At 44.9% G+C, this 13727-nt stretch carries 10 protein-coding genes; all 10 read left to right on the top strand.

Features of this window, described 5'->3' with window-relative positions:
- Positions 1-15 precede the first annotated feature (15 nt).
- The 10 genes from WMO28_RS14585 to WMO28_RS14630 all read left to right on the top strand — a co-directional run bounded on the left by WMO28_RS14585 (position 16) and on the right by WMO28_RS14630 (position 13637).
- Positions 16-759 (top strand): YebC/PmpR family DNA-binding transcriptional regulator, encoded by a 744-nt coding sequence (locus WMO28_RS14585; protein ID WP_178644786.1) that lies wholly within the window; start codon positions 16-18, stop codon positions 757-759.
- A 68-nt stretch (positions 760-827) separates the two neighbouring features.
- The gene (locus WMO28_RS14590) at positions 828-1526 is read left to right on the top strand and encodes a ClpP family protease (protein ID WP_349057464.1); all 699 of its coding nucleotides are present in this window, start codon (positions 828-830) and stop codon (positions 1524-1526) included.
- A 150-nt stretch (positions 1527-1676) separates the two neighbouring features.
- Positions 1677-2564, top strand: a complete 888-nt coding sequence (locus tag WMO28_RS14595) for a sulfide/dihydroorotate dehydrogenase-like FAD/NAD-binding protein (RefSeq protein WP_349057465.1) — start codon at positions 1677-1679, stop codon at positions 2562-2564.
- On the top strand, positions 2564-3958 hold the full coding sequence (gene gltA / locus WMO28_RS14600) for an NADPH-dependent glutamate synthase (RefSeq protein WP_349057466.1): 1395 nt from the start codon (positions 2564-2566) through the stop codon (positions 3956-3958). Before WMO28_RS14595 ends, gltA begins: the two co-directional genes overlap by 1 nt.
- Positions 3959-4137: 179 nt before the next feature.
- Complete coding sequence (locus tag WMO28_RS14605) at positions 4138-5013, top strand: undecaprenyl-diphosphate phosphatase (protein WP_349057467.1); 876 nt, start codon at positions 4138-4140, stop codon at positions 5011-5013.
- Positions 5014-5036: 23 nt separating this feature from the next.
- Complete coding sequence (locus WMO28_RS14610; protein ID WP_349057468.1) at positions 5037-7787, top strand: DNA translocase FtsK; 2751 nt, start codon at positions 5037-5039, stop codon at positions 7785-7787.
- The gene (gene rlmH / locus WMO28_RS14615) at positions 7787-8266 is read left to right on the top strand and encodes a 23S rRNA (pseudouridine(1915)-N(3))-methyltransferase RlmH (protein ID WP_349057469.1); all 480 of its coding nucleotides are present in this window, start codon (positions 7787-7789) and stop codon (positions 8264-8266) included. The genes WMO28_RS14610 and rlmH overlap by 1 nt, the downstream gene beginning before the upstream one ends.
- Before the next feature lie 222 nt (positions 8267-8488).
- On the top strand, positions 8489-11485 hold the full coding sequence (locus tag WMO28_RS14620; protein ID WP_349057470.1) for a leucine-rich repeat domain-containing protein: 2997 nt from the start codon (positions 8489-8491) through the stop codon (positions 11483-11485).
- Between the two features lie 100 nt (positions 11486-11585).
- Complete coding sequence (locus WMO28_RS14625; protein ID WP_178644303.1) at positions 11586-11873, top strand: co-chaperone GroES; 288 nt, start codon at positions 11586-11588, stop codon at positions 11871-11873.
- Positions 11874-12062: 189 nt separating this feature from the next.
- The gene (locus WMO28_RS14630; RefSeq protein ID WP_349057471.1) at positions 12063-13637 is read left to right on the top strand and encodes an ABC transporter substrate-binding protein; all 1575 of its coding nucleotides are present in this window, start codon (positions 12063-12065) and stop codon (positions 13635-13637) included.
- The last annotated feature ends 90 nt before the right edge of the window (positions 13638-13727 follow it).

Genomic DNA, 13727 nt, shown 5'->3' on the forward strand with positions numbered 1-13727 from the left:
GGAGAGGAAGATAAGATGTCAGGACATTCAAAATTTGCCAATATCAAACATAAGAAAGAGAAAAACGATGCCAAGAAAGGTAAGATCTTTACAGTTATCGGACGTGAGATCGTTATGGCAGTAAAGGCTGGCGGTCCGGATCCTGCAAACAACAGCAAGCTTCGTGATGTCATTGCCAAGGCGAAAGCGAACAACATGCCGAACGATACCATTGACCGTGGAATCAAGAAGGCAGCAGGCGCAGATTCCGCAGACAGCTATGAGAAGGCTGTATATGAGGGATATGGTCCGAATGGTGTTGCCATCATCGTTGAGACTCTTACAGATAACAAGAACCGTACAGCTGGTAATGTACGTAACGCATTTACCAAAGGTAACGGAAGCATCGGAACACAGGGATGCGTATCTTTCATGTTCGATCAGAAAGGCCAGATCATCATCGATAAGGAAGCACTTGAGGATGAGTGCGGTGAAATGGATGCGGACGAGCTGATGATGACAGCTCTGGACGCAGGAGCTGAGGACTTCAATGAGGAAGAGGACAGCTTCGAGATCCTTACTACACCAGATGATTTCAGTGCAGTACGTGAGGCACTTGAGAAAGCCGGAATTCCACTTATGGAAGCACAGATCGCCATGATCCCGCAGACATACGTAGAACTTACTGATGAGCAGGCCATCAAAGATCTTAACAGAACACTGGATCTTCTTGATGAGGACGACGATGTCACAGATGTATGGACAAACTGGGACGAGTGATTTTTGAATAGAAATTGATCTTTTGCATATAATACCTTCAGAATTTCAGATTCTGGAGGTATTTTTATATGGAAAAAAAAGAAAATGAAAAGCAGAAGGAGTTGGACCGGGAGGACAGTCAGAATGGCCAGATCTGTGAAATGGGACAGGTAATGCTTGAAGGGAATTCAAGAAAACATAAGGTGGAGCTTCTTACAGTGATCGGTGAGATCGAAGGTCATGAGTCAGCACCTTCCAATAGCAAAACCACGAAATATGAGCATGTGCTTCCCAAGCTGGCACTGATCGAGGATGACGAAGAAATCGAGGGGCTTCTGATCCTTTTGAATACAGTGGGTGGGGACGTGGAAGCAGGGCTGGCTATTGCGGAGATGATTGCCTCTTTAAGTATTCCTACGGTTTCCCTGGTTCTGGGAGGAGGACATTCCATTGGTGTTCCGCTGGCTGTTTCCGCAGATTATTCCTTTATTGTGCCAAGCGCGACTATGGTGGTTCATCCTGTACGCCAGAATGGAATGTTTATCGGTGTAGTACAGACATACCGTAATATGGAAAAGATTCAGGACCGGATCACTGGCTTTGTGTCAGAACATTCGCATATCACGGTAGAGCGTATGGAGGAACTGATGCTGGATACTTCCCAGCTGGTCAAAGATGTGGGAACCATGCTGGAAGGGGCAGATGCAGTAAAAGAAGGGCTGATCGATGAGGTGGGAGGAATCCGCGAGGCACTGGATAAGCTGTATAAACTTATAGAAAAAAGATGATTTCTTTTTTCTATAAGTTATGTATGACTAACGTGGTTGCACTGTAATGTGATAAAGAAAATCGACAGAAATTGTAAATCTCCCCTTGCCATATGATAAATTTTAGCGTATTATTAATAAAGGTTTATAATTTGCGCGAGGAGGAAGACCATGTATAAGGTTTTAAAAGCTGAAACGCTGGCAGCTAAGATCCATCTTATGGTTGTGCATGCACCACGTGTGGCAAGCCACTGTCTGCCAGGACAATTTATTATTGCGAAACTTGATGAGAAGGGTGAGAGAATTCCACTCACTATCTGCGATTACGATCGCGAGGCAGGTACGATCACCATCGTATTCCAGGAGATTGGTGCATCTACAATTAAGATGGCTGCACTGAAAGAGGGAGATGCTTTCCGTGACTTCGTAGGACCTCTTGGATGCCCGTCTGAGTTTGTACACGAGGATATCGAAGAACTCAAGAAGAAAAAAATGGTATTCGTTGCCGGTGGTGTTGGTACAGCACCTGTTTATCCGCAGGTTAAATGGCTTCATGAGCATGGCATCACAGCAGATGTTATCCTTGGATCCAAGACGAAGGATATGGTTATCCTTGAGAAAGAGCTTGCATCAGTTTCCAACCTTTATGTTACAACAGATGATGGTTCCTACGGACGTTCCGGTATGGTAACCAAGACGCTTGAGGATCTTGTAACAAACGAGGGCAAACAGTATGATGTCTGCGTTGCAATCGGACCGATGATCATGATGAAATTCGTCTGTCTTCTTACCAAGAAGCTGGGCATCCATACAATTGTCAGCATGAACCCGATCATGGTTGACGGAACCGGTATGTGCGGCGCATGTCGTCTGCAGGTCGGTGATGAGATTAAATTTGCCTGTGTAGACGGACCGGAGTTCGACGGACATCTTGTTGACTTCGATCAGGCTATGAAGAGAAGCCAGATGTACAAGACCCAGGAGGGACGTGCATTACTGAAACTTCAGGAAGGCGATACCCACCACGGTGGATGCGGACAGTGCGGAGGTGACAAGTAATGGCAGATGCAAAAATGTTAAATAAAGTTCCTGTAAGAGAGCAGGATCCGAAGGTACGTGCGACAAACTTCGAGGAAGTATGTCTTGGATACAATCAGGAAGAAGCAATGGAAGAGGCACAGAGATGCCTTGGCTGTAAGAAACCGAAATGCGTGGAAGGATGCCCGGTATCCATTAACATTCCTGGATTCATTGAACACATTAAAGAAGGAAATATTGAAGAAGCCTACAAGGTGATCGGACAGTCATCAGCACTTCCGGCTATCTGTGGTCGTGTATGCCCGCAGGAGTCTCAGTGTGAGGGACAGTGTATCCGTGGTAAGAAAGGCGAGGCTGTTTCCATCGGTAAACTTGAGAGATTCGTTGCTGACTATGCACTTGAGCATGATATCAAACCTGCCGGAGCAGAAGTTAAGAACGGACATAAGGTTGCAGTTATCGGTTCTGGTCCTTCCGGACTTACCTGTGCTGGTGACCTTGCAAAAGCTGGCTACGATGTAACTGTATTCGAGGCTCTTCATGAGCTTGGCGGTGTTCTTGTTTACGGTATTCCGGAGTTCCGTCTTCCGAAACAGAAAGTCGTTAAGAAAGAGATCGAGAAAGTTAAAGAGTTAGGTGTTAAGTTCGAGACAAACGTTGTCATCGGTAAATCCACAACCATCGATCAGCTGATCGAGGATGAGGGATTTGAGGCTGTATTCATTGGTTCCGGAGCAGGACTTCCGATGTTTATGGGTATTCCGGGTGAGAATGCAAGCGGTGTATTCTCTGCCAACGAGTATCTTACAAGAAGCAACCTCATGAAAGCATTTGATGATTCCTACGATACACCGATCGCAGCAGGTAAGAAAGTTGCAGTTGTTGGTGGCGGTAACGTTGCCATGGATGCTGCAAGAACAGCTCTGAGACTTGGCGCTGAGGTACATATCGTATACAGAAGAAGTGAGGCAGAGCTTCCAGCACGAGCAGAGGAAGTTCATCACGCAAAAGAAGAGGGCATTATCTTTGATCTTCTTACTAATCCGAAGGAGATCCTTGTGGATGAGAACGGCCATGTAAATGGTATGAAGGTTATCAAGATGGAGCTTGGTGAGCCGGATGCTTCCGGAAGAAGACGCCCGGTTGAGATTCCAGGATCTGAGTATGACATGGATGTAGATACAGTTATCATGTCCCTTGGTACTTCACCGAACCCGCTTATTTCTTCTACAACGAAAGGTCTTGATATTAATAAGAGAAGATGTATCGTTGCTGAGGAAGAAACCGGTAAGACATCCAAAGACGGCGTATATGCCGGTGGTGATGCAGTTACAGGTGCTGCTACCGTAATCCTTGCAATGGGTGCCGGTAAAGCAGGTGCAAGAGGTATCGACGAGTATCTGAAAAATAAATAAAAAGAGAATCTGTTTATAAACAGACCTTCCGGCTGCTGTAGTCATATAGACTCGGCCGGGAGGTTTTTTATTTTAATAAAAAGAACATTTGTTTGACTTTTCTGTTAAGTGTGGATTGTAAGTTCTTTGCAATTATGCTATAATGTGTTGGAAAAATTTTTAGAAAAGGAAATATAACTATGTCAGTAATACATGCGATCATATTGGGAATCCTGCAGGGCATCACAGAATTTCTGCCGGTCAGCAGTTTTGGACATCTCTGCACAGTACAGCGGCTTCTTGGTGGAACCAGAGGTTCCGGAGTACTTTTTGAAGTGATGCTTCATATAGGAACTATGGCAGCTTTGATACTTTTTTTTCGAAAGGATATTAAGAAGATTGGAATCGAACTGATCGGGATGATCCTGGATCTTATCGGAAATGCCAATATATTTTTTTATAACAGGAGAACAGGGAAGAATCTTACCTATGCGAAGATTGTAAGTGGCACTTACCGTAAGCTTACTGCTTTGCTTTTTGTTTCATGCATTCCGACAATGCTGATTGGATATCAGTGCAAACGTCTGGTTGTGCGTACTGCAGCATCGCATATGTTTTCCGGGATCGGCTTGTTGCTGACGGGCGTGATTCTTCTTGTAGTGGATTATAGTAATATAAATGGAAATAAGGGAACCAGGGAAGCTGGTTATGGAGATGCCATGTGGATGGGTATCTGTCAGGGAGTTTCTGTATTACCTGGCTTGTCCAGACTGGGGCTTACCATGAGTGCTGGACTTTTCTGCGGCCTAAGCAGGAAATTCGCCGTGAAGTATTCTCTTCTTATGAGTATTCCGGCAGTGATCGGAGCGTTTTTTGTAGAAATGGGAGAGTTTACGGCAGTAAGCATGACTGTCGGAAAAGGTTTTACATATGTACTGGGAATGCTGGTGGCCGGAATTACAGGATATTTTGTAATACGGTTTATGCTTAATCTTGTCAATCAGGCTAAACTGCGTTATTTTGCATTTTACAGCTTTGCAGCCGGAATTCTTGTACTGGCTGTAAACTATATTTAAGATCAACTGGGAGGAATCTGACAATGGCAGCTTCAAAAACAACAAAAAAAAGAAAAAGAAAGACTGCATCAAAGCAGCAGCCTGCCGGTAACAGATTTCAGACCGAGATCCTTACGTTGGTAATGCTTGCTGCCTGCATCATCCTGATGATCAGTGCATTTGGAATGGGCGGCATTGTGGGAAATGCCATCAGCAGTATAACGTTTGGTATTATGGGATTATGTGCGTATCTGTTCCCAGTTGTGCTGTTTGGAGGCGTGGCATTTCTGCTTGTGAATAATACCAATCCTCTTGCTTATAAGAAGATACTGGCGGGAATCATATTTTTTATTTTTCTCTGTGGTCTTCTTCAGCTTCTGACAGAAGGATATACGCCCAGTACCACATTTGCGGATTATTATTCCTTAAGCTCAGAGTATCATACCGGTGGTGGCGTTTTTGGCGGCGCTGTGTGTATTTCTACAGCTTCGGCTTTTGGTGTAATAGGTGGAACAGTGATTATTGTGCTGGTGCTTATGGTGTCACTGATCATTATAACGCAGAGATCTTTTTTCGGATTTATGAATAAAATACTGGATTTCATTACAGATGTGTTCCAGGAAGGACGGGAGGCCTATATGGATGGCCAGCCTGACCGCGAAAAACAAAAAGAACTCCGTAAGAAGATCCGTGCAGAGAGAAGAGCAGAGAAGATTCGCCAGCTGGAGGAAGAACTTGCGGAGGAAGAGCTTGCCCTTTCAGAAGATATTCCGGAAACTGCAGGGAAGAAGAAATTTCGTAAAAAAACTGCAAAGACAGAAAAAGAAAGACAGGCAGCTGTAAAAGCCAACCGTAAGGGAGCATTTAATCTTCCTTCTTTTCTGGATGAAGAAAAAGCAGAGCTTCCGGCAGACGCAGATATAACCGGCGAAATGAACGAGACAGAGATGAAACAGCCCGAACATGAAGAACCTCTGGAATTTCAGATCCATCGCTCTGCACCACAACCGGTGGAAGAAGCAGACGAAACGGATGTACCGGATTTTGAGCGGGATATGCAGGAGATTCAGGAAGACGATTATGATGGTTATGAGGACGCTGATATACCGGAAATGCAACAGGTCCTTCCGCAAAAAACATCAGCTGCAGTAGATGAAAACAGGAAACATGGATCAGGAAGAGCTGCGACAGATATAAAGACTGAATCACCGGTTCAGCAGGAAGAGAAATCAGCACATCAGCCTGTAAGAAATCCGAAATCTTCCCAGGCAGAGATTGAGCATGGAATCAAAAATATCCAGCATGAAATCAGCCAGAAGGAAGTTCCGGAGAAGAAACCATATCAGTACCCGCCGCTGAAGCTTCTGAAACGTGGTGATGGCAGATCACAGGGTGATTCCGATGCACATCTTCGAAAAACAGCCCAGAAGCTGCAGGAAACACTGCATAATTTCGGTGTGAACGTGACAGTTACAAATGTCAGCTGCGGACCTACTGTAACAAGATATGAGCTGCAGCCGGAAATGGGAGTCAAGGTCAGCAAGATTGTAGGTCTTTCAGATGATATCAAGCTGAATCTGGCAACTCCGGATATCCGTATTGAGGCACCGATTCCAGGTAAGGCTGCTGTGGGAATCGAGGTTCCGAATAAAGAGAACAGTCCTGTTATGCTGAGGGATCTTCTTCAGTCTGAAGAATTTAAGAATGCGAAATCCAAGCTTTCCTTTGCAGCGGGTAAGGATATCGCAGGAAAGCCAGTTGTAGCAGACATTGCTAAGATGCCACATCTTCTGATTGCCGGTGCAACAGGCTCCGGTAAATCTGTTTGTATCAATACGCTGATCATTAGTATTCTCTATAAGGCAACGCCGGATGAGGTACGTCTGATCATGATTGACCCGAAGGTGGTTGAGCTCAGCGTTTATAATGGTATTCCGCATCTGTTCATTCCGGTCGTTACAGACCCGAAGAAAGCAGCAGGTGCTCTGAACTGGGCAGTTTCGGAAATGACAAGCCGTTACAATGCTTTTGCGGAGTACGGAGTGCGTAATCTTGGAGAATATAATAAGAAGGTTGCCAATATGCGAGTTCCGGAGGGAGAGACTGCTCCGGAAAAAATGCCGCAGATCGTGATCATTGTGGACGAGCTTGCGGATCTTATGATGGTCGCACCTGGTGAAGTAGAGGATGCGATCTGCCGTCTGGCTCAGCTGGCACGTGCAGCAGGTATTCATCTGATCATTGCTACACAGAGACCGTCGGTTAACGTTATTACTGGTCTGATCAAGGCGAATATGCCTTCCAGAATCGCATTTTCGGTTTCTTCCGGTGTGGATTCCAGAACAATTCTGGATATGAATGGTGCAGAAAAACTTCTTGGAAAAGGCGATATGCTGTTTTATCCGCAGGGATATCAAAAGCCTGCCAGATTGCAGGGAGCTTTTGTTTCAGATGAGGAAGTCAGTGCAGTTGTAGAATATGTATCAGACAAGAATCAGGGTGCTGTCTATGATACTGCTATCGAGAAGCAGGTAAACACAGCAAGTGCAGCTGGAGGTGCAGGTGGCGGTGACCGGGATGTGTATTTCACGGATGCCGGTAAGTTTATTATAGAGAAAGAACGAGCTTCCATTGGTATGCTCCAGCGTATGTTCAAAATCGGCTTTAACCGTGCAGCAAGAATCATGGATCAGCTCTGCGACGCAGGTGTTGTCGGACCGGAGGAGGGTACCAAGCCTCGAAAGGTACTGATGTCAGCGGAAGAATTTGAGAATTATCTGGAGGAGAACGGCTGATGAAGATAAGCATCCTCACCGTAGGAAAAATTAAAGAAAAATATTTAAGAGATGCCATTGCGGAATATTCCAAGCGTCTCAGCCGGTATTGCAGGCTTGAGATTATAGAGGCTGCCGATGAAAAAACACCGGATAATGCAAGTGAGACTGTGGAGGATTCCATCCGGAATAAGGAAGGGGAGCGTATTCTGAAATATATCCGGGATGATGCCTTTGTGATCACTCTGGAAATTGCAGGAGAACAGCTCACATCTGAGAAATTTGCTGAAAAGATTAATACGCTGGGAATTCGTGGAATCAGCCACATCCAGTTTGTGATCGGCGGTTCTATTGGCCTTGGAAAAGAAGTCCTGAAAAGGTCAGATTATGCACTCAGCTTTTCAAAGATGACGTTTCCGCATCAGCTGATGCGAGTGATCCTTCTGGAACAGATTTACCGGAGTTACCGGATCATCAGCGGGGAACCGTATCATAAATAACTAAGCAATAACTAAGCAATAAATAAGCATCTGCTTACAGCGATTTCTTACATTTTAAATCGTTCGTGAGCAGATGCTTTATTTTTTCGAAAAGGCCGATTTTTTCTGAGAAAAATATACGAAAAAAGATAAAACATCTACAAAAAGATTGACGTGACTAACTCGTTATTGTATAACAAAGTTATAGCAGTATAACAAATACAACAGAGGGAGTTATCCGGTATGAAAAATATAAAAAGAAGATCAGCGGCAGCACTGGCAGCAGGCATGTCGATGCTTATGGGGACGAGTATACTTACAGGTGCAGCAGAACGGAATGGCAGTGCCATCAGCAAGGAGGAGACTGTTTACGTTAATACGCATGCAGATGGAACGGTAAAAGAGATCACTGTTTCTGAATGGCTGAAAAACTCAGGACAGGCCTCCGGTTCTACGATCGCAGACGCTTCAGATCTTACAGAGATCAAGAATACGAAGGGCGACGAAGACTTTACTCAAAATGGCGATACACTCACCTGGGAAAATGATGGAAAAGATATCCATTATGAAGGAAAAACTGATAAAGAGCTTCCTGTAACTGTGCATTTCACGTATGAACTAGATGGAAAAGAAGTCAAGCCGGAAGATTTGGCAGGAAAATCCGGACATCTGAAAATTCATATCACATACCAGAATAATGAGAAGACAACCAGAAAGATCAATGGAAAATCAGCAGAATTATATGCGCCTTTTATGATGATCACCGGAATGATTCTTTCCACGGATCATTTTTCCAATGTGATGGTAGACAACGGGAAGGTTGTGGAGGACGATTCCAGAAATATTGTTCTGGGAATAGCCATGCCGGGACTGAAAAAAAGCCTGAATCTTTCGAAGGATATTGAGAAAGATGTGGAGATTCCGGAGGATGTTACCGTAGAGGCTGATGTGACAGAGTGTGAGATGAGTGAATCCTTTACAGTAGCCATGACGGATGTTCTGGATGAGATCGATCTGGATGATCTTGACAGTATTGATGATCTTCAGGATTCCATCAGTAAAATGACAAAAGCAGCATCGAAGCTTTCCAAGGGGACAAAATCTCTTTACGAAGGTGCGGATACGCTGAGCACTAAATACAAAGAATTTGATGATGGAATTGCAACATTGGCGGATGGAATTGCTTCTCTTGATTCCGGAGCGGATAAGCTGGACAACGGAGTGGAAACCCTGCAAAGTGGAGCGGTGGCTTTGAGCACAGGCGCGTCTCAGCTTGCACAGGGAGTTTCCACTTATACTTCCGGAGCCGGAACACTTGCAACAGGAGTAAAACAGTACATCACAGGTGTCGACACACTTAACAGCAGTATATCTCAGATTACATCAGGTGTGGATTCCTATACAAAAGGAGTGGCCAGCTATGTTTCCGGTGGAAGCAGCCTTTCTGACGGGATCAGCGCCTATGTGGAAGGGACAGTTGCCGTAACCGATGGAGTGAAAAACTATATTGATGGAAGCAGCCAGCTTTTCGAGGAAATGATTCAGTATCTGAAAGGACTGGACAGTTTTTTCAAGAGGCTGGATATTCTGGCTCCTGGACTTGATGAAACACTGAAAAATACTGAGGCAGCGGTAACACAGCTGCAGGAACTTGGAAGCGCGCTGGATGGAGAGGCACTGCAGACAATTTCCGATGACATGGAAACCTATGCAGGAGCTGTCTACGATTATAATGTTCAGGTACAAAGCTATATAACCGATGTAGAACAGCTGGGAGAGAAGCTTGCGAAGCTTAGCAGCAGACTTGCGTCGGCTGACAAAACGGATATTTCACAGCAGGCAGCAGGTGCAGCGCAGACGGCGGCCGAGATTTTGCAGAAAAATGCAGACACTATGAATAACCAGTCGGCAGCTGTTGAGAACTGGATCAGCAGCCAGGGGACAGTAAATGCGGATACTTCTGCGGTAGATACCGGGATTTCCGATGTGAAAAATAATCTTTCAGTAGCAGAAGCGGCTCTTTCTGGAATTGACTACAGTACTATGGATGAAAGTACAAAAGCAGCAGTACAGGCGGCACTTGGAGCCGTGCAGGCAGCCAGCAGCAGTGCAGAAAGTATAGATACTTCTTCCATTCAGAGCCAGGAACCGGATACCTCCCAGCTGAAAAATGTGGCAGATACTTTGAAAGGAGCTGCCGCAGAATCAGTTGCAGCAGCGAAGAACAGTCAGACAGCGGCAGAAAATCTGAGCACTCTGCAAAATACGACCGATTCACTTTCCACAGCTATGGACAGCCTTGCCGAAGAGATCAGTAAGCTGGATCAGGAAGCACAGAATCTGACCGGCAGCGGACAGGAGATCAAAGATAGCGGAAATACTCTTTCCGGTACAGGTAAAAAACTTTCGGCGACCATGACCAAGATGAAAAAAGCGTTCACAGATCTGAGCAGTCAGTTACCGGAGATTCAAAGCGAGCTTGGCAAGCTGAAAGAGAATACAGATTCTCTTGTAAAAGATAACACCGGGATTCAGTCTACATACAAAAATAATCTGGAAGAAGGAAGCAGTGGCCTTCAGGCAGGCGCAGAAGATATTATTGATAAAGGGAAAACCATTATTTCAGGCATCACGGAAGTTCAGGGCGAAAAGAATGCGAACGCAAAAGCCCTGCAAAATGGCGCTGCTTCTCTGAAAAAATCAGAAAAAACACTCATAGCAGGCAGCAAACAGATCAAAGAAGCCATCACAAAACTTCAGCAGGGCATCCAGACACTTTCTGCTAACAGCAGTAAACTGACCCAGGGCGCGGCAGCACTTTCCTCTTCCGGAGCTCAGTTAAACAGTGGAGCAGACAAGCTTGCAGAAGGAGCTGGAACTCTTGCAGGTGGAACCCAGAGTCTTAAGAGCGGAACGTCGGCTCTTTCCTCTGGTGTAGGAGCACTTAAGAGCGGCGGCGACAAGCTTAAAGAAGCAAGCGGACAGGTACAGGAAGGACTTACCAAGCTCAGTGACGGTGCAAAGACTTTGAGCGACGGACAGAAGAAATTTTATAAAGATGGTGTGAAGAAACTGGACGATGCAGTAAACAAGGACCTGAAAGATGTGATCGACCGCTTCAAAGCACTGAAATCCGAAGCGGTTTCTTATGACAGTTTTACCAGTCGCCAGAGCGACATGGACGGAAGTGTGAAATTTATTTATGAAACAGAGCCGATTGAAGTCGCCAAGGATGAATAACCGTAAATATCTTGACAATTTCCGGATTTGTAGTATGATAAGAAAAGAGTAGCACTCAATACAAAAGAGTGCTAATAAATACAGAAAGAAGGAAATAATAATGGCATTAAAACCAGTTGAAGACAGAGTTATCGTGAAATACTTTGAGACAGAGGATAAGACAGCATCCGGTATCGTACTTCCGGAGAGCTCCAAGGAGAAGACACAGCAGGCAGAGGTTATCTCTGTAGGTGGCGGTAAGATCGTTGACGGTAAGGAAGTACCTGTACAGGTAAAACCAGGAGACCGTGTTATCTACGGTAAATATTCAGGAACAGAGATTAAATATGAAGGAGAGAAATATCTGGTTATCAATGCAGATGATATCATTGCTATCGTAGAAGAGTAATGTTCCTTGACGTCCCTGCCCTCTGCAGGTAAAATAAAACGTAAAGTTTTAACGAAATGCAGTGATAAAAATTCACAGGATTTTCCAGTTGAGCTTGACAAAAACGGTGTGATATAGTACTATCTTTTATATCATACTAAGCCAGTGGGAAAATGGGAATAATCACTGGACCAGAGGAGGACCCTAGAAATGAGAAAAAAAGTACTGGCAGCACTTCTTGCAGCTGCAGTGGCAGGAACTACAGTTATGGCAGGAACCGCGGTTTTTGCAGCAGAGACTACAGAAGGAACCAAGGCAGAAGGTGGTAACATTACCATCGCAGAGACAGCAGATCCTCAGAACATTAATCCGCTTTATGTTATGGATCAGACAAGCTTTGATATGATGCAGTCCCTGTACAGCCCGTTTTTCGAGATCGTAAATGGAGAGATGTATTACGGAAACGGGCTTTGCGAGAGCGTGACAGCCAATGACGACGCCAGCGAATTCACTCTGAAGCTTAAGGATGGACTGAAATGGCACGACGGTGAGCCAATCACAGCAGACGATGTAGTATTTACCATGCAGATTCTGGTAGACGAGAAGCAGAATGTACCATATTCTTCTTACGGATATGTAAATGACAAGACTGTTGAAGCGGAGAAGGTTGATGACCTTACCGTGAAGCTTTCCCTGGGATCCTCATCAGCAGGCTTCCTTGGCGGACTGAGCCAGGTTTACTGCATTCCGAAGCACATTTATGATGGTGTGGAGAATATCGGAGACAGCGATCTGAACAATAATCCGATCGGAAGCGGCCCGTTTAAATTCGAAGAGTATAAATCCGGAGAATATTTCAAAGTTACGAAATTCGATGATTATTTCGAGGATGTGAATCTGGATTCCATCACCTTCAAGATCGTTAAAGACTCCAGTTCCGCCAATGCAGCACTGGCAAGCGGCGATCTGGATGCACGTCTGATCAGTGCTGATGATTACGACACAGTCAGCGCATACGACAATGTAAACATCAATACATACAACTCCGGAAGAGTTAACGCTATGTTCATGAATGAGCTGAACGAAGACCTTCAGGATGTGAAAGTGCGTCAGGCTATTGCATATGCACTTAATAAAGAAGAGTTCTGCCAGTTTGCATTCCTTTCTGAGGATTACGCAGAGCCGGCAGATTCCCTGTTTACACCGGATACTCTCTACTATGCGAAGCCGGATAATACCTATGACAATGATCCGGCTAAGGCACAGGAGCTTCTTTCCGAGGCTGGCAAGAGCAACATTTCCCTGAATCTTATGTATGTTTCCACAGATAAGACCATGGAGAGCGAGGCACTTTATGTACAGTCTGCACTGGCGAATGTAGGAATCACCATTAATCTTGTTCCGACAGATGAATCTACTTTCAAGAACAAGACAAAGGATCCGGAGTGCACAGATTATGACCTGGTATTAAGCTTCTATACATTAGGTGAAGAGCCAAGCCTTTACGCAGATATGTGCTCTTCTGACAGCCGTTCCAACTATTCCAGAATCAAGGATACTGATCTTGATGCACTCTGGGAGAAGGGCAACAGCACAGCAGATGAGACAGAGAGAAGCGAAGTATACAAAGAGATCCAGAATACCATCAACGACAATATGTACATCTACCCGATCGCATATTCCAACGGTTTCTATGCAGTAAGCAAGGATTTCGGCGGTTTTGATGAGTGCCTGTTAAAGACGATCTATTATGATTACTCCAAGATCTACACATTGGAGAAATAAAGAAATTAATTTTATACAGAAATAAAACACTGGAAGGGAAAAGGCTGACGCTGTTTTTACGCGCCAGCCAATTTCCTGTTTTCGGGGAAA

It is taken from the genome of Blautia aquisgranensis, assembly GCF_040096615.1.
Classification (GTDB): domain Bacteria; phylum Bacillota; class Clostridia; order Lachnospirales; family Lachnospiraceae; genus Blautia_A; species Blautia_A aquisgranensis.

Bases quoted from the DNA above. Each gene is read 5' to 3' on its own strand.
- WMO28_RS14585 (WP_178644786.1), top strand. From the start codon at position 16: ATGTCAGGACATTCAAAATTTGCCAATATCAAACATAAGAAAGAGAAA.
- WMO28_RS14590 (WP_349057464.1), top strand. From the start codon at position 828: ATGGAAAAAAAAGAAAATGAAAAGCAGAAGGAGTTGGACCGGGAGGAC.
- WMO28_RS14595 (WP_349057465.1), top strand. From the start codon at position 1,677: ATGTATAAGGTTTTAAAAGCTGAAACGCTGGCAGCTAAGATCCATCTT.
- gltA (WP_349057466.1), top strand. From the start codon at position 2,564: ATGGCAGATGCAAAAATGTTAAATAAAGTTCCTGTAAGAGAGCAGGAT.
- WMO28_RS14605 (WP_349057467.1), top strand. From the start codon at position 4,138: ATGTCAGTAATACATGCGATCATATTGGGAATCCTGCAGGGCATCACA.
- WMO28_RS14610 (WP_349057468.1), top strand. From the start codon at position 5,037: ATGGCAGCTTCAAAAACAACAAAAAAAAGAAAAAGAAAGACTGCATCA.
- rlmH (WP_349057469.1), top strand. From the start codon at position 7,787: ATGAAGATAAGCATCCTCACCGTAGGAAAAATTAAAGAAAAATATTTA.
- WMO28_RS14620 (WP_349057470.1), top strand. From the start codon at position 8,489: ATGAAAAATATAAAAAGAAGATCAGCGGCAGCACTGGCAGCAGGCATG.
- WMO28_RS14625 (WP_178644303.1), top strand. From the start codon at position 11,586: ATGGCATTAAAACCAGTTGAAGACAGAGTTATCGTGAAATACTTTGAG.
- WMO28_RS14630 (WP_349057471.1), top strand. From the start codon at position 12,063: ATGAGAAAAAAAGTACTGGCAGCACTTCTTGCAGCTGCAGTGGCAGGA.